This window comes from Enterococcus sp. AZ194 (assembly GCF_051713825.1).
Classification (GTDB): domain Bacteria; phylum Bacillota; class Bacilli; order Lactobacillales; family Enterococcaceae; genus Enterococcus_K.
The window spans coordinates 75,055-100,119 of sequence record NZ_JBIOQR010000002.1; the positions used below are offsets into that span (position 1 = coordinate 75,055).

Genomic DNA, 25,065 nt, shown 5'->3' on the forward strand with positions numbered 1-25,065 from the left:
ATTCTTTGGTCGGAACTATTTTGAGTGTAGCACAAATGACTTTTTTAGTTGTCTAGCTTAATTTCTTAAGTGGCGTCTATAGAATATTGAAACAATCCCAATTAGAAGGAGAAGCCCTGTTAGTTGGAGAAGGGCGCCGCTCCATGACGAGTAATCCCCTGTTTTGGGTAGTATACGTTGTTTTTGTTTTTGAGCAGAGATATTAGTAAATACATTCTTATCACCACCGTTTGCTTGGCTGCTATTCGCTGAACTTCCAGTTGGTGAATCAGAAGCTTCTGGTAGATTTATATTAGGTTCTTTTGGATTCATCGGAATTTTTGGCATATTTGTTCGTGGCTCAGCTGGTATTTCCGGAGTATTCGTGTTCGGATTAGTCGGAATTACTGGCGTTTTTGTATTTGGGTTAATGGGTTGTTCTGGTATATCGACATTAGGATCAGCTGGCATTTCCGGAGTATTCGTGTTTGGATTAGTCGGAATTGCTGGCGTTTTTGTATTTGGGTTAATGGGTTGTTCTGGTATATCGACATTAGGATCAGCTGGCATTTCCGGAGTATTCGTGTTTGGATTAGTCGGAATTGCTGGCGTTTTTGTATTTGGGTTAATGGGTTGTTCTGGTATATCGACATTAGGATTAGCTGGCATTTCCGGAGTATTTGTGTTTGGATTAATCGGAACGACTGGCGTATTCAAATCCGGTTCTACAGGTTCTTCCGGTGTGTTCGTGGGTGGATCTACTGGCTCAGTTGGCGTATTCGTATGTGGATTAGCTGGCTCTTCGGGTGTTATGGTAATTGGCGGCAGGTTTTCATTATCGTTACTTGGCACACATTCGAACCAAATACTTTGCGAGTAGTTGGAAGCTCCACCGGTGACTGAAAAAGTCACTGTGGTATCAACAAAACGATCATCGGGTGTAAGAAAAATCGTCCCTGTTCCATCTTGGTTATTGTTCACCTGAGTAGATAGGCCAGACACCTGACTGACGGCAACAGAAAGAAGAGAAACATCTCCTGACCCATAATAAGAAATCTGATAGTTCAGTTGAATAGTTTTTCCCTTTGTGACTTTTACAATGCCAGAATTTACTTGGTCTCCTTTAAAGTTGGTAATATTTAAGTTTGATGGGTAGAGTTCGTTATTTAGAGTGACAGGACGACTTTCCTCTGCTTCGTTCGTAGACAAAAATTGGGTATCACTGTCTGCTTTAGCACTAGTAGGGAAAATGCTGAGTAATAATGCGATACCTATTAAGTCTAGCCAAATTTTTATAATTTTGGAAAACACAGGTTTTTTCATGGCCAATACATCTCCTATTGAAATTTTAATAAACGTAGGATAATTGATTACTTCAATTCCTCAGGTACAGTTTGCACTTTTCTTTGATATATATCAATTATCTACACTTAATTCTTACTGAATTTACATAATTTGATAAATTTTTTAATATTTATTTTCATATTTCAAAAAAATAACTAATTATTTGATAGGTATGTGAGAGTGTATCCTTTCATGAGCTGATTTTTTCTTAAGTGAAGATTGTTTCATGGCTGACTGTCGTATTGTGGATAGCTTACTTAGAGCTACTTGCTATAGAGAAGGTCAAGGAGTTTTGATAATGGAAATGATTTGTTTGCTATTCTTATGCGACGTAGTAGGGGAGATAGTAAAATATTTATATAAGAAAAGGCATATAATGCTGTTTTCTCCTATTTTATGAAAAAGCAGCTCATGTGTTTGATAGTCCTATGCATTTTCTTGTTTAACTGGTGATTTAAACATGTTATTATATTAAATATAACGTCGGGTATTTTAAAAGTTACGTGAATAGAAGCAGGAGAAAAAATGATTGATTACAAAAAAATAGAGGATTCGTTAAAAACAGATTCTGTTGATAATAATAAAACGTATCAATTAACGAAGAGAGAACTTAGAATTCTAAATGATAAAATTACAATTTTTTTAAGAGATATAAAACATATAAAACGGTTTATGAGAGAAAACAATATCCCCTGGGATAATTTATATGGGAAAGAATGTTTAATTTTATTACAAGAGTATGTGGACACAAGCGCTTCCTCGTATTTATGGATAACAAAGAGTGGTGAGCTAGAAGGACGCCGCTATCGAGGGTATAGAGAATTTCAGCGTAAAGGAAACAAACTGGTTCCGTTCAAAAAGTATTCGACTTCACAGAGAGAGTTTCTTCTTAACTTGAGTTATGTGTTAGAAAATAAACATATTGTTGATTCCTTAATTTTTTGTATAGAAGAGCGACTGGCGCATCACAAAAAAGTTGAAATTAAAGACTTTATCAATGATAAACAGTTATCTAAACGAAGAAAACGAGTGAAAAAACGAAGAAAAAAGGTAAAAAAAGAAGAAAACCACGAATCTATGATGCAAATAAGTCGTAGAGAGTTACGGAAACAGCGCAATTCATATGTATAGGCGGATACCCAAATAAAATGAGCCTATATAAAGTTTTAAGGAGGTTGGGACATAACTTTATAAGTTATGTTCTGGCCTCTCTTTATTTGAATAAATGGTGGATACAGAAGCAACTCCAGATGGACTGCGTTCTGCTCTCAACAGCTTCTACGCATGAGACATGCGAGAGTTGAAGGTTCGGAAAATAAGCTGAAATTGCTGAGAAACACTATTTACAAAGTAAATAGATGTAGAACAGTACCTAACTGGTGCTGAGAAACACAACGAAGTATGAGTTGATGTAGAACAGTAACAGTACCTACTTTGGTTCTCAGAGTGAAATGCTTTTGTCCCAACCCCATCTAAAAATAACAAAATCCCCATAAAATGTTTAATGTTATTTATTTTTGCGTTATAATAAATTTGCGTACATTTATTTTATTATGAATTTTATTTATGTACGACACGGAAAGAAAGTAGGAATACAATGAAAAAAATTATACTAACCTCTTTAGCGGCAGTTGCTTTATTAGGACTTAGTGCGTGTGGAAAAGAAGAAGGAAAAAAAACTGAAAGTAGTGAGACAAAGATTTCTGCAAGTAGTTCAACTGCTGAAAGCACGGTGGAATCTACTGCTAAGTCTACAGAAAGCTCTGATTCAGAAGCTCCTAACACATCAGAATCAGTGGGTGATTGGGCAGATGCTCAAGAAAAGCTGAAAGAAGTAACAGAAGCGAAAAAAATGTCGACGCTATTTGAACATAATGAAACAATTACGAATAAAAATGATCAAGTAGGTCTAACTATTAATGGCTACCAATATATTAAAGTAGAAGATGTGTCTAGAAATCTTCGTACACCTTTCGGGGATCAAGTGAAAGAGGGAGGCATTTTACTTATCTCTGCTACATATGAAAATAAAAGTGATAAAAGTGTTTATGCAGGTCCAGGGTTTTATATGTCAGTCACTGGATTTTCTTCTTCAATAGGTAGAAATGATAGTTTATTAGATGGAGACTTGGTCAGTGAGTTGGTTTCTGTAAAAAACGAAATTAAACCTAATGAAAGCTTTTCTGGATATGTAGCTTTACCTATTAAACCTGAAGCTATGGAAAAAATTGCCGCAACTGGAATGGGAGAGTTAGAACTATCAGGAATCTATAGTAAGCCTGATAGTTTCAGTAAAGCCGATGCAGTGGTTGAGCCTAGAAAAGAAACGATTGCTTTATCTGGAAGTGGAGAGAATAGCAAAAAAGAAGCTGGGGCGTTCTATGAAGATAAAATAACAGCTGAGAACATGGGAACAAAAACAATGCTTGATGAAAAAGAAGTAAACAAGACGGAGAAGTTTGAAGAAGTCAGTGTTACTGTCGATGGTTATCAAGTTGCAAGCTTTGAACCAAATGAAGACCAGGCGTCAAGATTCTCTAATTTTGATAGTGGAGTGGTAGTATTAACGGCTAAAATTACTGTAAAAAATGAAGGAAATGAAGCGCTAAATGTTGATAGTACCTCTGCTACATTAACAGTTGGTGGTTCAACGAAAACAATGAGTGAAAATATGTTGCAAGTTAATTCTGGAGCTGAGAAAGTTGAAAAAGGCCAAGAAGCAACGAAGTATGTCGTCTTTACGATGGACAAAGAATCTTATGATAAACTGTACAAGGATCAAGACTATGTGTTAGATGTAAATATCTATAATACAGAGTTCTCTCGTATAACTAAATTAGGGGATCTTCTCTTTACTTTAAACTAAACAAGTCAGTGATTGATTCACAATCGGAAAATACTATTTGTTTTTTTATGAGTGACAAGAAAACTGAGAATCCTTCTATCAGATGCTGACAGCGGTCTGATGGGAGGATTCTTTTTATTTAATACAATGATTCACTAATTTTATATAAAAACTTCAAATTTCAGATAAATAAATATAAATTTGAAGTTAACTTCAAAAAATGATAGAATTTAAAGAGATTTGAAGTTTGTTTATAGGAGGGGTTTGTTATGTTTCAACGACCAAACTATCTAAAGCAGTTGATTCAATTTAAAGATACTGATTTTATAAAAGTAATTACAGGGGTCCGACGTTCTGGGAAATCAGTCCTTCTCATGTTGTTTCGGGAATACTTGCTACAAGAAAAGGTACCTGAGGACCATATTGTTTATATGAATTTTGAAAGTTTTGAGTACCAAACGATTACGACAGAAGAAAAATTTCGAGAAAAATTAGAAGAGTTGCTTCCTAAAGACAATCAGAAGGTCTATTTATTATTTGATGAGATTCAAGTAGTTGAAGGTTGGCAACGAGTAATTAACGGTGTCAGAGTTAGTTTCCCTAGCGATATTGTTATTACCGGATCAAATGCAAATATGCTTTCAGGGGAGCTTGCCACACTACTAAGTGGTCGCTATATTGAAATTCCTATTTATCCACTTTCATTCCGAGAGTTTTTGAGTGCTAAAAAAATTGAATCGACTTCAAGAGACGTTGATCGTGCGTACGATGAATATGAAAAGTATGGAGGATTCCCTAGTGTGGTGATTGCAGAAAAATCAATCAAGGATACGATTCTCTCAGGAATTTTTGATACGATTGTTTTAAATGATGTGGCTATGAGGTCTGGAATAAAAGATTCGACTGTTTTAAAATTGATGATTGCTTTTTTAGCAGATAATGTAGGACAGTTAGTTAATACGTCTAAAATTGTAAATACTTTAAGAAGCGAAGGTGTTGAAACAAGCAGCCATACAGTAAGTCGTTATTTAGATTTGCTTGAAAATGGTTATCTATTCTATCGAACTAAACAATATGATATTCGTGGGCGTGAATATTTGAGAACCAATGGCAAATATTTTATTGTTGATACAGGGCTAAGAAGAAATGCAGTTGGGAAAAAGGAGGGGAACTACAGTAATCGACTAGAGAATATTGTCTATATTGAGCTTTTACGAAGAGGATATACAGTAGATGTTGGAAAATTAGATAAGAGAGAAATTGATTTTGTCGCTCGAAAGCTAGATGATGTTATTTATGTCCAAGTAACGTATGAGCTTCCTAAAAATACGCATGAGACAGATAACTTACTTAATATTAAGGATAACTATCAAAAGATTGTGATTACGGGGCGTTATCACGAGGTAGAAAAAATTGATGGCATTCCTATTATCTATATTGTTGATTGGTTATTAGAGGAGTAAGAGCTAAAAAAACTTGTGATGCCAGTTATTTGTTATCTGACTGGCTCACAAGTTTTTTATCTCTTCTCGCGTATACATTTTTTAGAATACCGCATTTTCTGAGTCAAAAAGCTTTTGCTCAATTTTAGTCGAATCCGAATCTGAGATTTTATAGGTATTATTGTCATTTTTCTTAACAGTTATCTCAACAGAACTTTTTTCACCATAAGTAGGTGTTTTTATTTTTTTATTAAGAAGTCCATAAATTTCATCAAACACTTGTGTAGTTATATCCTCATCACTAGAAGCTTCTCCACTTGATAAGACTCTCTTCATTAACTCTCCTTGAAATTTCTCTAGATCTGCTTGATAGGTATCAAAAACAATTAGTGGCTCTATATCAATCGTTACAGTGTAATCATCATTATCTTTTTCTTTTGCTTCATTTCTCCTGCTTTTCATAGAGACTCTGACCATTTGTTTCCATAATTTTTTTGTACCAATAGTAGCTATCTTTTTTAAAACGATTTAAACTTCCACTATATTCATCTCTATCCACATAAACGAAGCCATACCGTTTTTGATAGCCGTTTAACCAACTTAGTAAGTCAGTAAATGACCAAGCTGTATAACCAAGAACTTCAACGCCTAGGTCGATGGCCTCATTGATCGCCAACATATGTGAGGCAAGATAGTTAATTCGATACGAGTCATGAATCTTGAATGATTCTGTTAGTACATCATAGGCCCCTAAGCCGTTTTCAGTGATAAAAATAGGTAAGTTATATTGGGTGTACATCTCTAATAAGCTGATAGATAAACCTGTGGAATCAATATCCCAATCCCAATCGGTTCGTTCCAGAAATTCATTTTTTACACGGACTGTAGTAACAGATTGCTGAGGATCTTCAGCCTTGATAATCGTAGAGCTTCGATAGTAGTTTACTCCGATAAAATCAGGTTTTGCTGACTGAAGCAATTGGTAATCCTCGGTAGAAATGTCCGGGAATAGACCTTGGCTCTCTAGCATTTTTTTCGCATAGACAGGATATCTACCATACACATAAACATCTAACCAAAAATTGTTATTAAGCAGTTGTTTTTTATGCTGCTCCAAGACATTTTCTGGATTAGGGTTTCCGTAATATATCGGGGTATAGGCAAAGCTTGGTCCGATTTTTCCTTCAATATCTAATTTTTTAAATAATTGAATCATGCTAGCATTAGCTAGATTTACATGATGATTGGCTAAATACATGTGTTTATCATTTTTTTCGCCAGGAGGATGTTCCGCCAAGGAGTAACCTGCTGGAATAAAGACATTTTGTTCATTGATAGTCACCCAGTAGCGAACCTGCTTATTATAACGTTTGAACAGTAACTCAGCATAGTTAGTAAAATCCGTGACAATTTCTTTAGATAACCAACCTCCATATTTTTTTTGTAACGCTAGAGGAAGGTCCCAATGATAAAGTGTCACAATGGGTTCAATGTGGTAGTGTAAGAGCTCGCGAATTAGTTCATCATAAAAAGCAAGTCCTTGATCATTTACTTTGCCTGCTCCATCAGGAAACACCCGACTCCATGAAATAGAAAAACGATAGGCTTTTAATCCTTGTTCAGCCATTAACTGGATATCTTCTTTGAAACGATGATAGTGATCCACGGCGATTTCACCAGTGGTATCCTTAAAGGTATTTCCAGGTGTTTTTACAAACTCATCCCAAATTGATTCCCCTTTCCCTTCGAGATTCCACGCTCCTTCGATTTGATAGGCAGCAGAGGCTGCGCCCCATAAAAAGTTCTCAGGAAATTGAATTTTTGTCATTTTACTCATAAACATCCATCCTCCAAAATAATAAAATTTCTTTTTTATAATATTATGCATATAATATACTATATGGAGGTTGTTCGCAATGTGTAGTTAGAATAAAACTTTTTAATTCGATTGAGAAATAACACTTAATAAGTAGATAATCCTTCAATCAGTTGGGCATCTATCTTGAAGTTCTTCTCTTTTGCCGTTCCTTCCAGTAATTGGAATAACAATTCAACTGCTTGTTTTCCAACGAGTGTTTCATTTTGTTTGATATGTGTAAACTCTGGTATCCCATATTGAACAAAGGGAGAATCGAAACAAATGATTGACAAGTCTTTGCCAATTTTTCTACCAATCTGTTCGGCTGCTATACGGATGATGTTGGCAATCGTGTAGTTTAGAGCAAGGATAGCTGTGATCTCAGGATATTTCAGCAAGTGTTCTTTGACCTTTTGGACATCTTTATCAGAAATTGTAGGACCGCTAGTCGATAGATCAGATAAGAAATATTTTTTTGAAAACTGAATACCTGTATCAAAACCAAATTGTGTGACTGCTTGCAATCGTTCTTGTGCAACATTATCGTTCAGTTGAGAAAACATGATCGAAATTGTTTCGTGCCCGTGGGCTATAAAATGTTGTAACGCAGTGTAGATAGCCGTGGTGTTGTCGGTTACGACGGATGGCTGTTGCAAAACTTGGATGGTTCGATCAATCATAACGATTGGGAAGTCACTGACGGCCAAGTGAACAAGTTCTTTGTTCACCAAATCTCCGACACGTGGGAGAACAACGATTCCGTCCACCTGAGCTTCGATTAAATCGTTGACAGCTTTTTCTTCAAGAATATCTTTCTCATGGCTTATTTTAAGAATCATATTTGCTTTTTTTGACAGAGTGCTTTCTATAGAGTTTAATAACTCAATCCCGTAATGCGCGGTAATCTCAGATAAGATAACACCGATTGAATAAGGTTTTATTTCTGTTGAACTAGCGGGGGTAGGAACTTCGTTAACGAAGGTTCCTCGGCCTTTTTTTCTTGTAATATAGCCTTCTTCTACTAGAATGGCTAAAGCACGTTTGGTTGTGATGGTACTTACATTATAAGCCTTGGCCAGTGCTTTCTCAGAAGGGAGGAGGAACTTTTTAGGGTACTCTCCGGAGACTATTTTTTGTTTGATATCTTTATATATTTTTTCATAAAGTGGTGTACTCATTTTTATCACTCCTAATTTCGTCTACCTATATAGTATATTATTCTATTTATGTGAAAACTGCAAATAGCTTCTGGTTAATCAAGGTTTTTCGTGATCTTTATTTTTAAATAGTATAATTATATATAAATAATATATTGACTAACTAATTGTGTTTTGATATATTAAAAAAAAGGAGGAATGCTTGATGACTGAACTATTTGAAAATCCCAAAGTACAAAGTATCAATCGATATATGAATCGTAGTCACTTTTTTTATTACGCTTCTATGAAGAACGCATTGAGCTATGAAGAAGAGCACTCGTTGAACTATCTATCCTTAAATGGAGAGTGGTCACTTTCTTATTGTGATAAGCGAACGAGCAATGATTTTTTGAACGAAGAAATGAAAGCGCAACCGATTCTAGTGCCAGGTCACTTAGAGCTACAGGGTTATGGATCGCCCATCTATACTAACTTTAACTATCCATTTCCAACAGATCCACCCTTTGTGCCGGATGAGAATCCGAGTGCTATTTATCGGAAGCTGTTCGACTTTACGCCGACAAATAACCAGGATCACTTTTTGAAATTTGAAGGGGTCGATTCTTACTTTGAGGTTTGGCTCAATCATAAATATTTGGGAATGAGTAAGGGAAGTAGGCTTCCTTCTGAATTTAAGATAACTGATGAATTAAAAAGTGGCACCAATGAGCTGTATGTAAAAGTGATGAAATGGTCTGACGGCTCTTATATGGAAGACCAAGATATGTGGTGGTTGAGTGGGCTATTTAGAGATGTGTATATTCACTCTCAGCCAAGCCAACGGTTAGATGACATTTTTGTAACCGCTATTCCTAAAGGAGAAAAAGGTGTAATTGAGATTACGCATACCTTGACGAGTGAAGTAATTGATGCAAAAGTAGCGCTTTATGATGGGCAGAAGAAATTACTCTCTGAAGACAAAGTGACCTTTACAAAAGGAGCAGCACATACGCAAATAGTTGAAAATATTCGCCCTTGGACGGCAGAAACACCTAATTTGTATTGGTTAGTAATTAGTCTAGATAATCAGTATTTTTTACCGATTCGGATAGGCTTTCGAGAACTTACACTAACGAAAACGCTTAATATAAATGGATATCCGCTATTATTCAAAGGCGTTAACAGACATGAATTTCATCCGGATACAGGAAGAGCACTCACCAAAGAAACGATGCTACAAGATGTTCTTTTAATGAAACAACATAATATCAATGCTGTTCGAACGTCACATTATCCAGCACATCCTTATTTTTATGATTTGTGTGACGAATATGGGTTATATGTGATAGATGAATGTGATGTTGAAACGCATGGGCTAGGTTCGGCTGGAATTGAAAATCAGTTGGCGAACGATCCTGATTGGCAAGGAGCCTATGTTGACAGAGGCAATCGAATGGTTCACAGAGATAAAAATCACCCATCAATTGTTCTATGGTCTTTAGGCAATGAGAGTGGTTTTGGTAAAAACTTTTGTAAGATGGGGGAAAGCATTCGCGCAATCGATTCTACCCGATTTATTCATTATGAAGGAGACCAAGCACTAGAAATCGCGGACATCTATAGCACCATGTACACCAGTATTGATGAACTTAAAAAGAGAGCAGAAACTAATCCAAGCGTTCCTCATATTTTGTGTGAGTTTGCGCATGCTATGGGAAATGGGCCTGGGTCTCTTAAAGAATACTGGGAAACAGTTGAAACCTATCCATCAATCCAAGGCGGTTTTGTCTGGGAGTGGATTGACCACGGCTTACGTCAGATGAATGAAGATGGCCAGGAGTATTTTGCTTACGGAGGCGATTTTGGTGAAGTTGTACACGACGGAGAATTTATTATTGATGGCCTATTAACACCAGATAGACGTCCAAGTCCAGGATTATTAGAGTATAAAAAAATTATCGAGCCGTTTAAACTGTCTCATACTAAAAATGTGATTTTTATCCAAGACGTGAATACATTTGAACTACCAGAGCCACTTGTTTTACAGTGGGAAGTGGTTTCTGAAAAAGGTCAATTAATTACTGGAGAGGTTCCTAAAAATAATTGGATGAGTCTAAAAACTGCATACTATAGTGTTGATTTATCTAGTGAGTTAAAGAATCTGCCACAAGAAGAATCGCTCATTTTAAACTTCTCTGTTTCATTAGCAGAACAGGCAAAATGGGGCGTTCAGGGACATGTCTTAGCTTACGGACAAGATGTTTTACAGAAGAAAACGAGCAGCCTAGCTAAAACACCAAGCTCTTCATTATTAGTGAAAGAGGTTGGAGAAAAAACTTCGGTTGAAGTAGGAAATAAAGTTTTCGAATTCAATACCTATACCGGATTTTTAGAGCAAATTAATGTCGATCAGGAAGAGCTCCTAGAAACACCTGTAAGTATGGATTTTTGGCGGGCACCAATTAACAATGACATGAATATTGTGCATGATTGGCGAAAAAGTCGGATTCACCAGTTAACTAGTAAACTGAAAACCTATGAAATTCAAACATTTAAAGACTATGTGAAAATTGACATTCATTCTAGAATTGCACCCCCTGTATTGCGTTGGGGAATCAATATGCACTATACCTACATGATTTCAAATACAGGTAGTCTTACGATTCGAGTGGTGGGTGTACCAGAATATGATTATCCAGAGACGTTACCTAGGATTGGACTTACTTTTAGGTGGAAAGAGTCACCAAAGACGATTTCGTGGTTAGGTCGTGGCCCAGGAGAATCCTATAACGATAGCAAAGAGCATACTTTATTTGGTTGGTATTCACACTCGTTAGAGGAAATGAATTTTGACTACACTGTGCCACAAGAAAGTGGGAGTCGTTCTGATACAGAAAATTGTCAATTGTTATCGGAACATATGAAGATTCATATTACTGGAGAGTCCCCTTTTATCTTTTCAATTTTGCCATACGAAGTAGATGATATTGAAAACTGCAAGCACGCCGCGGATTTGCTTCGTTATAAAAAGGAGTATGCTATTTTCCATTACGATTGGCGACAACATGGGCTTGGAAGTGCTAGTTGTGGTCCCAATCCTCTTGAAAAATATAAATTAAAAACAGAGCCATTTGAATTCTCCATGGAGTTGTTCATTGAATCACTCTATGAGAAAAAATAAATTAACACAAGGAGATAAAAGATGAAAAAGCGAGTACTAGTAATATTGTTGTCGGCATTAGGTCTATTTGTTACAGGTTGTGGTTCCAGTAGCGCCAAAGATGACGGAAAAGTCAACTTAACTATTTGGTATTATCAAAATTCTATGAGTGATAATGTGATTAGTGGTGCCAAAGAAGAGTTTTCTGATTATAATCTAGAATTCAAAAAGTTACCTTCAGACGGTTACGAAACAAAAATTGATACGTCACTTAATTCAGGAAATGGTCCAGATATAGCTATGATGTTCTCAATGACTCCTTATTATAAATATAGTGATAAGTTTATTAACTTATTAGATTATGATGCAGAAAGTAAGAAAAAAGATTACTTAGATTGGAAATGGGACTTGGGTACAACTCCAGATGGTAAGGCTTTAATTGCTATGCCAGTTGATATTGGTCCAATGGGCTTGTTTTACCGAGAAGATATCTTTAAAGAAGCTGGATTACCAAATACTCCTGAAGAAGTCAGCAAACAAATAAATGATTGGGATACGTACTTTGCAGCAGCGAAGCAAGTGAAAGAAAAAACAGATGCGTACATGTTTGATAGTGCTTTATCTATTTTTAACACAGCCTATCTACAACAAGATAAGTTTAACTATGATCGAGATGGCAAACTGATTGTTGATGATGGTCATATAAAGAAGGTTTGGGATTTAGCGATTAAAGCAATTGATGAAGGACTAACGGCCAAAGTTCCTAGCGGTAGCGCGGAATGGGCCCCAGCAATGAACTCAAATAAGATAGCGTCCATGCCTGGTGCTTCTTGGCAACGAACAAACGTTAGTGATGCCGCCCCTGATACAAGTGGCAAATGGCGTGTGGCAATGATTCCTGGAGGATCTGCAAACTATGGCGGTTCGTTTATGAGTGCTTTTAAAGCAAGCAAACATCCAAAAGAAGCAGTAGAAGTGCTCAACTATTTGGTGTCAATAAAGAGTCAAGAGAAAAACTATAGCGACTTGAATATTTACCCAAGTACACCTGCGCTTTACTCTGAAAAAGTCATGGATCAGCCTGAAGAATTTTTTGGTGGTCAGAATACAAATGAATATTTGTCTAAATCTGCAGAAGCAATCAAGACCGTGTATGTAGATCCACGTGAAGCAGCAACGCTTGATGCGATTGTTTCTCAATTAAAGCTAGTTGAATCGCAAGGGAAAAATTCAGATGATGCATGGAAAGATGCCGTTTCTGAAGCAACCAGTGTATCTGAACAGTAAAAAAGTTGAAATAATCCCTCTCTGAGATTTCTTGGAGAGGGGGTGAAAGGAATTAACTATGAATAAAAAACAAAAGAGAAGCAGCGTTTCAAAAAGCCAAGAGCGAACAGCCTACGTCTTTATATCTCCATTCTATTTATTATTTATAGCATTTAGTTTAATTCCTATTATTTTCTCGTTTGTTTTAGCACTTAGCAAATGGGATGGAATTGGAAATTTCCAGTATATCGGATTTGAGAACTTTTCGAGAATGCTACAAGATATGAATTTTTGGCGTTCTATTTGGAATACCTTAATTATCTGGGTTATGTCGACAGTCCCTCAGCTTGTCTTTGCGTTAGGACTGGCTTATATCACGAATTTAAAAATCATCAAACACAAGTCTTTTTATAAGATTGCTTATTTTTTACCTTACATCACCTCTGTGGTGGCAGTTGCACTTATCTTTAGCTCGTTATTTGGAACAGACTATGGATTGATTAATGCGTTTTTGAAGCTCATTCATTTGGAGCCTAAAGGGTGGATGAATGATCCTATGTTGGTTCGAGTGGTTCTTTCGTTAATGGTTATGTGGCGTTTTACTGGTTATAACATGGTTATCTATTTGGCTGGGTTACAAAAAATCCCATTAGATCTATATGAAGCAAGCACGATTGATGGTGCTTCTACATTTCAAACGTTCAGACATATTATCGTTCCGTTGATGAAACCAATTATCTTCTTTACAGTCATTATGTCTACTATTGGGGGACTCCAGATTTTCACTGAACCTCAAGTATTATTAGGAACAAACTCTTCACCAGAAGGTGGCGGCATGACCTTAGTGTTATATTTGTATAATCAAGCCTTCTTAAAACGAAACTTTGGTTATGGTGCAGCATTATCGTGGGGATTAGTTGTCTTGATTGGCTTTTTCTCAGCGCTTAATGCCATTGTGATTAATGGTCGAAAGAAAAAAGAACTAGAATAATCAAACGTGTTTGTTGAAAGGAATGTGGCAAAAAATGAAGCGAGAGACTCCGATGAAGCTCTTATTTAATTTTATTCTACTAATTGGTGTATTTATCTCGATAGTACCCTTTTATTGGATGATTGTAATGGCTACCAGAAATACGAACGAAGTGCTGACGTTCCCTCCTAATTTGGTTCCTGGAGGAGAGCTGCTAGGGCATATTAAAACAGTATTTGAAACGACTAATTTTGTAGGAGCTTTTAAAAATACAACGTTATTGGCAGTGACCAATACGACTCTTATCCTCTTTTTTGATTCTTTGGCGGGGTTTGCCTTTGCAAAGTATAAATTTAGAGGGAAAAAACTATTGTTCTCTATCCTGATGGCAACCATGATGATTCCAGGACAATTAACATTGGTTCCTTCATACTCGATTATGGATAAACTTGGCTGGATAAATTCTTACAAAGCTTTGATTATTCCTGGGATGGCTAATGCATTTGGGATTTTTTGGATTAAACAATATGCAGAAGATGCTATTCCGGATAGCTTAATTGAATCAGCCTACATCGATGGGGCAAGTAATTTTCGGATTTATAGAAGTATTGTCTTACCGATTCTTCGTCCGTCACTAGCGTTTTTAGGTATTTATACATTCATGGGTACCTGGAATGACTATATGTGGCCATTAATTGTTTTAAATGACCAATCCAAATTTACATTGATGTTGGAGTTGGCACAATTGAAAGGCTTATATTCGGTGGATTATTCGTTAGTAATGGCCGGAACTTTATTAGCCACCATTCCGTTATTAGTTATTTTTCTTTTTGGAAGTAAGCAACTAATCGCTGGATTGACGGCTGGTGCAGTCAAAGACTAAAAAGAGGAGGCAGTCTATGTTTCCATCAGATGAAACAAAGTTAAACAAAGCAGCAGATTATATAATCCTTGGAGGTTTAATTCTTTTATTCAGTCTCCCCTTATTCACGATTATGCCTGTGTATATAGCTGTTCTAGGTCTATATCTCCAAAAAAATGATGATCGGATTTATGTAGCTTTTTTTGAAAATTTAAAAAAGTTTTTTTTTAAAGGGTTGTTGCTAGAGAGCCTGTTAATTTTCTCAATGCTTATTTACTATTTAAATGCCTCTCTAGAACCGCTACTTCAAAAAAACTGGTATGTCCTTCTTAGGGGAGCGAGTACTTTTTATCTACTTTTAATCCTTTTTGCTGTGTTGCAAGCAACTATCGGAATGTATTTGGGTTTTCCAAAACTTAACCGCGCATTACTGAGTAAGTGTTTAGCTTTAAGTTTGATTCGGTTGCCGCAAATGTGCTTGCTAACCTTTCTACTACTAGGGGCACTTGTTGTCCTAACAAAGTTCCCTTTTATGTTACTATTTGTTCCAATCGGACTTGGTTTTTTCCACACCAAGCTAGTCTATCCTGGATGGAAAAAATACGGTCTTACTAAGTGAAAGAAGAGATTTAATGACTGATACAAGCAAAAACCAAATATTATTACACTATAAAGACGAATATGATAAGTTTCGTGGAGCAACCAATCCACCGATTTATCAATCCTCACTGTTTATTCAAGAAACAAGCTCTAACCATATAGAAGATGAGGGGTATGTCTATACACGAATTAGTAATCCTACAACAGCCGTTGCTGAAGAAAAGCTAGCCGCCTTGGAAAACGGAGAACGTGCCTTATGTTTTTCTTCAGGTATGGGTGCTATTTCCTCAGGGATTATGCATTTTATTCAAAAAGATAGTCATGTGATTTGTATTGAAACAGCATATGGTCCTGTACGAAATTTTTTAGTTAACTATCTTAAGAAATTTGGTGTGGAGATTACATTTGTCACTGGAAATAATTTAGAAGAAATAGAACATGCTATGACTGAACAGACAAGTTTAGTCTATCTTGAAAGTCCATCAAGTTTTATCTATACCGTTCAAGATTTGTCTGAGGTAGCGAAAATGTGTAAAAAAAGAGGGATTGCGACCATCGTCGATAACTCGTATGCAACCCCTATTTTTCAAAATCCTTTAGATTATGGCATTGATTTAGTAGTCCATTCAGCCTCCAAATTTTTAGGTGGTCACAGCGATATTTTGGGTGGCGTGTTAATTGGTAGAGCAGAGATAGTTGATCCTATGATAGAAGGCGAGCGAGCGTTGTTTGGTGCTGTGATGGATCCACATCAAGCTTGGTTACTAATTCGAGGGATGCGAACGCTAGATTTACGTTTGATGAAACATCAGGAAACAGCTTTAACTGTTGCTAAATTTTTAGAACAACAAAAAAAAGTAGCACGAGTCTTTTATTTAGGGTTAGAAAGTCATCCACAATATGAATTAGGTAAAAAACAGTTATCAGGCACCTCTAGTCTGATCAGCATCGTGTTGGATTATCCTGAAGAAATAATTAATCAGTTTATAGGCAAACTGCACTATTTTCAACATGGTGTGAGTTGGGGTGGCTATGAGAGTTTAATTGCCAAAGTAACGGTCGATAAAACTCAGCCTGGTGTTCCCGATAATTTGCTTCGAATTCATGTTGGGTTAGAGGATGCCGATTTACTCATTAATGATTTGAAACAAGCACTGGAAATACTGTAACTAGGCTGTCTAAGGATTATAGCCTTACTTTTCAGGCAACAAAAAAACAGCTTACAAAGTCAGATGAAAAATCTGATTTTTGTAGACTTGTTTTTTTATCCAAAAGTAATCCAGTCTTTTCTTTTCACAAGAATCTGTTATATACTAGGTAATAGTGAGTAATCGTTTGTGAGGTGAGAAAATTAAAATGAGAAAAGCAGATATAAGAAGACAAGAAATTATCCGAATCCTAAGTGAAAATCCGATAATGTCTGTGGCTGAATTAGCAGAATACCTAGATGTAACAACAGAAACCATTAGAAATGATTTGAAATCTTCTCAGTTGCTTGAAAAAGTGGTTCAAGCGCATGGAAGTGTGGCTTTATCACATACAACTTCTTCAAGAGAAGTCCCGTATTCCTTTAGAAAAGAGATTAATGCGAAGGTCAAAAGGAAAATTGCAGAGGAAGCTTGTCAGTTGATTCATCCTCAACAAGTGATTGTCATTGAGCACAATAGTCTTTCAGTTATGTTGGTTCACACACTTAGTCAATATCCGCAGTTGGTTAGTGGGGTGACAATCATCACGAATTCTTTTAGTATCATGAATTATGTTCAAGAAAATAAGCTACCCCTTCATGTAGTATTTCTTGGTGGGGAGTTCAATTTAAGTCAGGAAAATTCATTTGGCTCAACTACGATTCGCCAAATGAAAGAACTAAAGGCGGATATCGCGTTTATGAGTCCTGGGGCTATGAATGAAGACTTAGAGGTTATGTCGTATAAGGAACAGGATGCCGATTTACAAAATGAAATCATGCGAAACGCACAAAAAAGAGTATTGTTGGTTGAAAAAATTAAGTATCCTAGTATCGCTATGTGGCGTGTCAATACCGCCATTGATTATGATGTAATCATTACAGAAATTAAGTTTTCTGATGAGCAACGGAAGATATTAGAGGCTAACAAGGTCACTATTTTAACCGTTTAATAAAGAGGTCGGGACAGAAGCGTTTCGCTTCGAGAACCAGATAGGTACAGTGCAACATCAATAAGAACCATCTGCTCTAGCATGTGACCTACAGAGAAGTTGCTGAGAACGGAACAACGGCCTTCAATTCTTAAGGTGTTTCACCTTTAGAGATTGATGAGATCGGAGTCTTTTTGCGCAGTGAAGACCTTCAACTCTAGCATGTCTCATGCGTAGAAGTTGTTGAGAGCGGAACAACGTCCTTCAATTCTTAAGGTGTTTCACCTTTAGAGATTGATGAGATCGGAGTATGGTTTTTACGTAGTGAAGATGGAGGTACTTCTATGCCTATTATTTATTCTGATAAAAGGAATTTGGGACATAACTTTTTGAGTTATTCCCAAATTCCTTTTATTTTTTTGTAAAAACCAAAATCTATTTGACTTAAACCAAATTTTAGATTATTCTATAATGGAGAAAGCGCTTAAACTCGAAATGTCGAAGGAATGAGAGGATTTTTACAATGAACAATAGTCAGATTATCAAACAACTAGAGAAGCCAGTGGGCAAAATTGATGTGGTCTTAGACACCGATACATTTAATGAGATTGATGATCAGTATGCATTAGCATATATGATTCAATCAGAAGATCGATTTAATATTTTAGGCGTGTATGCAGCCCCATTTTTAAACCATCATTCGAGAAGTCCTGAAGAAGGTATGGAGAAAAGTTATGAGGAAATTTTAAATGTTTATGCCCTATTAAATCGTCCGGAATTTAAAGAAATAACGTTTAAAGGCTCAACTGATTTTTTAGTGAATCATGAAGCCCAGTCTTCAGACGCGGTTCAACACTTGATTCATACTGCTTTAGAACATAGTCCAGAGCATCCTCTATATGTGATTGGAATAGCTGCAGCAACAAACATTGCGACAGCTATTTTGTTAGAACCCAAAATTGCTGAGAATATTGTTGTTTTATGGCTTGGAGGATTGGGGTATGAATGGCACAACAATCTGTCGTTCAATTGTCGCCAGGACTTAGTTGCTGCACGCGTGTTGTTAGATACACCGATGCCATTAGTCCAATTTCCTGGGATGGGGGTTATTTCGGCCTTTTCAACGAATGGTCCTGAATTAGAATATTGGTTACGCGGCAAAAATAGTTTCTGTGATTATATGGTTGAGAAAACAAAAAAAGAAGCTCAAATAACAAATTTGAGAAATGGTGGAAAAGTTTGGTCTAGAGCCTTATGGGATGTTGTGCCAATCGGTTGGTTGCTGAGTGAGGACTTCATGAAGGATAAACTCGTTCATAGTCCGATTATGCAAGATAATCATTATTATAGCCAAGATTTTAGACGTCATTTTATTAAATATGTGTACTTTGTTGAAAGAGACAAATTGATGGAGGATCTGTTTGAGAAATTATCTACTATAACTAGTATCTAGAGGAGGAGTGACTAAGAGATGGGAAAATATGATTCTTTGAATGAATTCATTATTAAAAATGTTGGTGGCGACGACAATATTATTGCTTTGACGCACTGTATAACGAGGCTCCGATTTACACTAAAGGATGACAGCTTAGTTGATAGAGAAGCTTTGATTGGTAACGATCAAGTCATGACTGCTCAGTCTTCAAATGGTCAGTATCAAGTGGTGGTAGGAATGCAAGTGGGTGAAATCTACCAAGAGCTACTACCCAAATTATCAATCTCAAGTGCGCAAGAGATTGACGCAAGCACGCTTGAAAGTAAAGAAGTCAAAGATAACAAGACTTTACTGAATCGTTTCATTGATACGATTACTAAGATTATCACGCCAACCATGAACGTGATGATTGGCTGCTCTTTAATCTTAGGCGTGCAATCCTTACTCGTTGCTTTTAAGTTTATCAGTCCGGGAGACGGAACCTTTGTGATTTTAAATTCTATCGGGTATGCTTTGTTCACCTTCTTTCCAATTATTCTAGGCTATACGAGTTCAAAAACATTCGGCTCAGATCCCTTTATCGGTATGATTGTTGGGGCGTCACTAGTCTTTCCCAATCTTTCTCCTGATTTGACGGGATCAAACTCTCTCTACCAATTGTTCAGTGGCTCCATTTTCCAAACAGATATCCATAGTACTTTTTTAGGGATACCGATTATTTTTCCTGAAAATGGCTATACGTCAACTGTTATTCCAATCATTCTATCGATGTTTTTCATTTCAAAACTAGAACGAGTGGTCAAAAATTATATTCCAAAATCACTCCATTTTACATTTGTGCCTTTCTTAACTCTTTTAATCGGAGTCCCAGCAACCCTATTAGTATTTGGTCCGATTGCCAATATTGGCAGCAGTTTGATTTCTAGTGCGATTTTAGCCTTGTTTAGCTTCTCGCCAATTGTCGCGGCCTTATTTATCGGCAGTCTCTATACGCCACTAGTTATTTTAGGACTTCATTGGCCTCTTGTAGCAATTGGTATAAACAACTTAGCAACAACCGGCTCAGATTACTTATTACCCATGATTTTTACTGCTCCTTTAGCGCAGATGGCTGTTGTATTCGCTGTCTATCTACGAACCAAAAATCCAGATGTTAAGAAAATTTGTATTCCAGCAATGATTTCTGACTTTTTCTGTATTATTGAACCGTCAATCTATGGGATTACCTTACCTGTGAAGAAAAGGTTTGTGTTTACTTGTATTGGAACCGCAGTGGGTGCACTGATTATTGCTGTGATGGGCGTGCATAATTTTGCCAGTACCATTGGTGTTTTAGGTATTGGGGGATTCATTAATCCACAAACGGGAAATGCTTCATTTGTACTGATTGCCACAATAGCTAGTCTAGCAACGATGGCCATTTCCTTCTTGCTGACATTTTTCACTTTTCAAGAAGCATGAGTAAAAGGATGGTTGTATAGATGATAGGCCACCCGATTTTTGGCCAATTAATTAGGGAATTCAAAGGAGAGTAGGAGATTTCTTGCTCTTCTTTGAATTCCATTTTAGAGGAGGAAAATCAATGTTTGAAAAATTTAGAAAAAAGAAAGAGACGGTCATTTCTAAGCCCGTACAAGGCAAACTCATTCCCCTAGCTGAGGTCGAAGATGCCGTCTTTTCAACGGGTTTGATGGGCTTTGGTTTTGCGGTGATTCCAACAGAAGGCGAAATATATGCGCCTACCACAGGGACGATTACCAGTATCTTTTCAACTAAGCATGCGATTACAATGACAACAACAAACGGCCTCGAGCTACTCATCCATATGGGCATTGATACGGTTGAATTAAACGGCGAAGGGATCACCTCCCTTGTTGAAGTAGGTGATAAGGTAACAGCTACCACAAAAATTGCGGTGATTGATTTAGATTTATTAACTCAACGCGAGAAAAAGACGGATATTATTGTTGTCTTTTTGAATATAACTCCTGAGCAAAAAGAAAAATTTGATTTGTCTGGGATCACGCCAATCGCTGTTTTATCATGAATATTTCAGCTAGTATTCCAACCTTTTTGACAGTAAAATAGACTTATTCTACGAGGAGCTAGTGCGTTTAGGTCTCCTCAAAAATTATCTATATTGGGAGGAGACTACCTCATGAAGCCTAGAATCACTCTAATTACAGGTTCGCCAGGAACTGGGAAATCAACCGTTTCAGCGAATGTCGCAAATCTCAGTGTGCGGGAAAAAAGTATTCATTTGCACACGGATGACTTTTATCATTATTTGAAAAAAGGCGCTGTTTTGCCACACTTACCCGAAGCACAAAAACAAAATGAAGTCGTGACAGATGCGATTGTTAAAACAGCGCGCCATTTTGCCGAAAGCGGCTATGATGTAGTAGTGGATGGCATTATCGGCCCTTGGTTCATCAAACCCTGGGAAGAATTAGCCTTGGCTGGTATTGAAGTGAATTATTTTATATTGAGAGCAACCAAAGAAGAGACACTTAGACGGGCTGTTACACGAGAAAAACTGTCAGATAGGGAAAATGCCACACTTGTCGAGCAGATGTGGGGGCAGTTTAGTCAGTTAGGAAACTATGAGGCTCATGTAATTGAAACCACTGATTTGACTATCGACCAAACTGTGACAGCTGTTTTGCATACTATCGGTAATCCGCCATTTCTTCTCTCATATAATAGTAGAAAAAATTAGTTTCTACAAAAAAGCGTGTGCGATTGTCTGCCTTGGCTTGGGCAAATAATCGTGCACGCTTTTTAGAAAGGGCAGGGATATTCCTTAGTTTAGTCATGATCTCTTACTGATTCTTCGCCATAATTTTTGCCCGTTCTTTTTGATACGCCATATTCATAAAGTTGGCGTATCCCGTATACGTATCAAACATATTGAGCGTGGAAATGATTGTTAGACACGACTTATTTTCAGGAATGTTATACTCATGCATTTCTATTAATCCTAAATAGAAACGAGCATAGATTTCAAATGAAATGAAAAAAATTTGGTCTTTTTTATGAAATATCGAAAAATAGCTCTCTAATATATATTTACTTTTTTCTAAATCTCCCAAATTGAAGAAATGACTACCGACATGAACTAAAAAGTCATACACAATATGACCACTATTTCTGTATTTTTCTTTCATTTTTAATATTTTATTAGCAACCATTAAAAGTTCTTCGGTTGACAGTGGAAAGTCCGTATATGTAGCAATAAAAAACTCGAAATTCCCCCAAGTTTCCACTTCTCGTAGATAGTTCGTGACTTCTTTATAACAAAGACTTTCTGTTTGATGAAATCGTTTATAATAGAGGTGTTCCAGACATTTTAACATTAAAGTAAACCGAATATCTGGATTCTTTTCGGCTAACTCGCGCCACTCATCAAGTAGCCTATCTGCTTCTATGGAATCATGCCGACCGATACCATCTAATGCTTTTTCGCACTTAACAAACCAGATATCGAATATGTCCTCGTTGTAAATATTTAAAAACTCTGTCAGTGTGACATTTATTCTGGCTAGCAGCTGAAAAAAATTCGTCATACTAATATCACATGTTGCAGATTCATATTTACGTAAAAATTGTGGAGAAACAATCCCTTCACTTGCTTGTGTAACAGAAAAGTTTTTGGCCTCTCTAAAATATTTATAAGTTTTTCCCGAATACTCCATTTTTTTACTCCTTATGTCTTCCTCTAATTGTCAAATAAGTAAATAAGGCAACCTTTCCCAAAAATTAATGAACGCCCTCATCCTCATTCCTACGCCTGCTCCACAATATCTACTTAATAAAGGTAGACAGTCGCTCATTGAGTTAAGGTAGAAAATAATGAAATTTGACAACTATAGTTTCCTTTTACAAAATTTTACCATAAATAACGCTACGAATTATAGAAAAGCTGAAAACATTTTTTCTTTATTCCCTATTTTCAGCTCATCACAGATAGAATAAATACAGGGATATCCAATAACTGACTAAAGGAGAATGATATGGAAACTGTTTTAAAAATTCAAAATGTATCAAAAAAGTTTGCCACACACACCGCTTTAAAAAACATCAGCTTCGAACTTCATAGAGGAGAAATCATCGGTTTTTTAGGCCCTTCAGGAGCTGGTAAAACAACCACTATCAAAATTGTTACAGGGCAATTACGTCAATCATCAGGGACAGCAACTTTATTGGGCAAAGATAGCCGTGATTTGACACATGATATTTACCAAAATATTGGGATTGTTACTGATAACAGTGGTGTCTATGAGAATGCAACAGTTTGGGAAAATTTAACGTTGTATGCTAAGCTATTAAACGTTTCAACAGATAAAATTGATTCTTTGTTGACTCGAATGAACTTAGACAAACATAAGAAAACAAAGGCAGGGAAGCTTTCTAAAGGTCAAAAGCAACGTCTTATCTTGATACGTGCCTTATTGCATCAGCCACAAATTTTATTTTTAGATGAACCGACCAGTGGCTTAGATCCTGCGACAACGATTGAAGTACATAAAGTTCTTTTAGAGATGCAACAAGCGGGGATGGCCATCTTTCTAACTACGCATGATATGAATGAAGCGTCTAAACTCTGTAATCATGTGGCTTTATTGAATGATGGGGAAGTTGTGGAATTTGGCACACCCACAGAATTAAGCTTAAAATACTATCAGAAGAAAGAGTATTCAATTATTTTAGATGATCAATCTACCCTAACTTTGGATGACAGTCGCTCCAATACGGCAGAAATCATTCATGAGTGTATCAAATCAAAACAATTAGTCAGCATTCACTCAACGGAGCCTTCTCTAGAAGAAGTCTTCTTAAAAGTTACAGGAAGGGAGCTAGTCTAATGACTGAATCACTAAAACGCATGAATACACTCGCTCTATTTAAATCAAAATTGATGTTACGTAACTCGTATGTTCTAACTTACATGCTGATTCCATTATTTATGGTGCTATTCATGCCTTTAATCTTCAAAATGCAAGTTGAGAGTGATACACTACCTCAAGAAATGCTCTTATTAATTGGACAAATGGGTTGTATGATCAACATTGGTAGCGTGGCAATTACAATTCCGGCTATGTTAATGGCAGAAGAAAAGGAAAAACACACATTGCGTACCCTGATGGTCTCAAGTATTCGGCCGTTAGAATACCTTATTAGCAGTCTATTGCCGGCGATTGTCAGCACATTAGCCATTCAAATGATTTTCATTCCCATTCTAGTTAAACAAATAGATATGGTTAATTTGTTTCTTTACATCCTCTTTTCTCTAGTAGCAATCATTATCAGTAGTTTATTGGGAATGTGCTTCGGACTTTTTGTTAAAGACCAAATGACTGCTTCTTTGATTCCGATGCCATTGACATTCATCATGATGATGATTCCAATGTTAGCAGGGAAAATCGAAATTATGGGAAAAATTAACAATTATTTTTACTTATCGAAGGTCAATCAGATACTAGATAACTTGATTCTAAATCAACCAAGTCGTCTGTCTATCACTGACTTACTTGCCTTTGCTGTCGCTCTAGTCATCAGCTTCTTCTTTTTCTTATGGTTATATAAACGAAACGGCTTTGAGAAGGACTAGATTTAATCGCCTGTATATAATTTTTAAATAATCCAGGATAAAAATAAAAAAATGTTCAAAATATTCTTCTTTTTGGAGAAGTTATTTTGGACATTTTTTGTTTTTTTATGAAAAAAAAAAACGAGCGATTCATGTATAAATGATGCCCCTTTTATAAAATTAAAAAAGCTTAAATTATAAAGTTTTTTGTTCGATTTAAATTTAAACTAAAATATTGACATAGTTCTCTAACTTACGTTATTATATATAAAAATTCTTGTTACTATTTTTTTTACTTACTAAATCACTTTCGTTATTAGAACTGTAAATACTTTAAAAAAGTTTGATTTCTACTGAAAAAAATCAAATTCATAACAAGAAGGTACAACTGTACCCGGTCTCTTACTACTCAAGCTGTTTGAGTATCTAAAAAGTTAGTTAAAGATGCAACAACATA

At 36.3% G+C, this 25,065-nt stretch carries 21 protein-coding genes; 16 read left to right on the top strand and 5 right to left on the bottom strand.

Features of this window, described 5'->3' with window-relative positions:
* Positions 1–57 precede the first annotated feature (57 nt).
* On the bottom strand, positions 58–1,302 hold the full coding sequence (locus IGI37_RS18930) for a hypothetical protein (protein ID WP_438763754.1): 1,245 nt from the start codon (positions 1,300–1,302) through the stop codon (positions 58–60).
* Between the two features lie 546 nt (positions 1,303–1,848).
* Here IGI37_RS18930 and IGI37_RS18935 point away from each other — a divergent pair.
* The 3 genes from IGI37_RS18935 to IGI37_RS18945 all read left to right on the top strand — a co-directional run bounded on the left by IGI37_RS18935 (position 1,849) and on the right by IGI37_RS18945 (position 5,631).
* Positions 1,849–2,454 carry a hypothetical protein gene (locus tag IGI37_RS18935; RefSeq protein ID WP_438763755.1) on the top strand — a complete coding sequence of 202 codons (606 nt, stop codon included), beginning with the start codon at positions 1,849–1,851 and terminating at the stop codon, positions 2,452–2,454.
* A gap of 466 nt (positions 2,455–2,920) precedes the next feature.
* Positions 2,921–4,189 carry a DUF4352 domain-containing protein gene (locus tag IGI37_RS18940; protein ID WP_438763756.1) on the top strand — a complete coding sequence of 423 codons (1,269 nt, stop codon included), beginning with the start codon at positions 2,921–2,923 and terminating at the stop codon, positions 4,187–4,189.
* 248 nt (positions 4,190–4,437) lie between these two features.
* Positions 4,438–5,631 (top strand): ATP-binding protein, encoded by a 1,194-nt coding sequence (locus IGI37_RS18945; RefSeq protein ID WP_438763757.1) that lies wholly within the window; start codon positions 4,438–4,440, stop codon positions 5,629–5,631.
* Between the two features lie 81 nt (positions 5,632–5,712).
* On the opposite strand, the gene IGI37_RS18950 is transcribed toward IGI37_RS18945, so the two are convergent.
* The 3 genes from IGI37_RS18950 to IGI37_RS18960 all read right to left on the bottom strand — a co-directional run bounded on the left by IGI37_RS18950 (position 5,713) and on the right by IGI37_RS18960 (position 8,646).
* On the bottom strand, positions 5,713–6,072 hold the full coding sequence (locus tag IGI37_RS18950; protein ID WP_438763758.1) for a hypothetical protein: 360 nt from the start codon (positions 6,070–6,072) through the stop codon (positions 5,713–5,715).
* Positions 6,053–7,447 (bottom strand): glycoside hydrolase family 1 protein, encoded by a 1,395-nt coding sequence (locus IGI37_RS18955; RefSeq protein WP_438763759.1) that lies wholly within the window; start codon positions 7,445–7,447, stop codon positions 6,053–6,055. The genes IGI37_RS18950 and IGI37_RS18955 overlap by 20 nt, the downstream gene beginning before the upstream one ends.
* Before the next feature lie 125 nt (positions 7,448–7,572).
* Positions 7,573–8,646: a GntR family transcriptional regulator gene (locus IGI37_RS18960; protein WP_438763760.1), complete on the bottom strand. Its 1,074-nt coding sequence runs from the start codon at positions 8,644–8,646 to the stop codon at positions 7,573–7,575.
* A gap of 184 nt (positions 8,647–8,830) precedes the next feature.
* Between IGI37_RS18960 and IGI37_RS18965 the strand changes: the two genes are divergently transcribed.
* The 11 genes from IGI37_RS18965 (at position 8,831) to IGI37_RS19015 (ending at position 21,737) form a co-directional block, all read left to right on the top strand.
* Positions 8,831–11,788, top strand: coding sequence for a glycoside hydrolase family 2 TIM barrel-domain containing protein (locus IGI37_RS18965; protein WP_438763761.1), 2,958 nt, complete (start codon positions 8,831–8,833; stop codon positions 11,786–11,788).
* 21 nt (positions 11,789–11,809) lie between these two features.
* Positions 11,810–13,054 carry an ABC transporter substrate-binding protein gene (locus tag IGI37_RS18970; protein ID WP_438763762.1) on the top strand — a complete coding sequence of 415 codons (1,245 nt, stop codon included), beginning with the start codon at positions 11,810–11,812 and terminating at the stop codon, positions 13,052–13,054.
* Between the two features lie 58 nt (positions 13,055–13,112).
* Positions 13,113–14,024 (top strand): carbohydrate ABC transporter permease, encoded by a 912-nt coding sequence (locus IGI37_RS18975; protein WP_438763763.1) that lies wholly within the window; start codon positions 13,113–13,115, stop codon positions 14,022–14,024.
* 127 nt (positions 14,025–14,151) lie between these two features.
* Positions 14,152–14,886 (top strand): carbohydrate ABC transporter permease, encoded by a 735-nt coding sequence (locus tag IGI37_RS18980; RefSeq protein WP_438763764.1) that lies wholly within the window; start codon positions 14,152–14,154, stop codon positions 14,884–14,886.
* A gap of 16 nt (positions 14,887–14,902) precedes the next feature.
* A complete protein-coding gene (locus IGI37_RS18985) occupies positions 14,903–15,484 on the top strand; it encodes a hypothetical protein (RefSeq protein WP_438763765.1) in 582 nt (193 codons plus the stop codon).
* Positions 15,485–15,497: 13 nt separating this feature from the next.
* Positions 15,498–16,634 (top strand): trans-sulfuration enzyme family protein, encoded by a 1,137-nt coding sequence (locus tag IGI37_RS18990; RefSeq protein ID WP_438763766.1) that lies wholly within the window; start codon positions 15,498–15,500, stop codon positions 16,632–16,634.
* Positions 16,635–16,821: 187 nt separating this feature from the next.
* Positions 16,822–17,604 (top strand): DeoR/GlpR family DNA-binding transcription regulator, encoded by a 783-nt coding sequence (locus IGI37_RS18995; RefSeq protein WP_438763767.1) that lies wholly within the window; start codon positions 16,822–16,824, stop codon positions 17,602–17,604.
* A 502-nt stretch (positions 17,605–18,106) separates the two neighbouring features.
* Positions 18,107–19,036, top strand: coding sequence for a nucleoside hydrolase (locus tag IGI37_RS19000; RefSeq protein WP_438763768.1), 930 nt, complete (start codon positions 18,107–18,109; stop codon positions 19,034–19,036).
* Positions 19,037–19,054: 18 nt separating this feature from the next.
* A complete protein-coding gene (locus IGI37_RS19005; RefSeq protein WP_438763769.1) occupies positions 19,055–20,479 on the top strand; it encodes a PTS transporter subunit EIIC in 1,425 nt (474 codons plus the stop codon).
* 121 nt (positions 20,480–20,600) lie between these two features.
* On the top strand, positions 20,601–21,065 hold the full coding sequence (locus IGI37_RS19010; RefSeq protein ID WP_438763770.1) for a PTS sugar transporter subunit IIA: 465 nt from the start codon (positions 20,601–20,603) through the stop codon (positions 21,063–21,065).
* 111 nt (positions 21,066–21,176) lie between these two features.
* On the top strand, positions 21,177–21,737 hold the full coding sequence (locus tag IGI37_RS19015) for a zeta toxin family protein (RefSeq protein ID WP_438763771.1): 561 nt from the start codon (positions 21,177–21,179) through the stop codon (positions 21,735–21,737).
* 103 nt (positions 21,738–21,840) lie between these two features.
* Here the strand turns inward: IGI37_RS19015 and IGI37_RS19020 are convergent, their stop codons facing one another.
* Entirely contained in the window at positions 21,841–22,713 is an 873-nt protein-coding gene (locus tag IGI37_RS19020; protein WP_438763772.1) for a helix-turn-helix domain-containing protein, read from the bottom strand.
* 318 nt (positions 22,714–23,031) lie between these two features.
* On the opposite strand from IGI37_RS19020, the gene IGI37_RS19025 reads away from it, so the two are divergent.
* On the top strand, positions 23,032–23,883 hold the full coding sequence (locus tag IGI37_RS19025; protein ID WP_438763773.1) for an ABC transporter ATP-binding protein: 852 nt from the start codon (positions 23,032–23,034) through the stop codon (positions 23,881–23,883).
* Entirely contained in the window at positions 23,883–24,629 is a 747-nt protein-coding gene (locus IGI37_RS19030) for an ABC transporter permease (RefSeq protein ID WP_438763774.1), read from the top strand. The genes IGI37_RS19025 and IGI37_RS19030 overlap by 1 nt, the downstream gene beginning before the upstream one ends.
* Positions 24,630–25,065 lie beyond the last annotated feature (436 nt).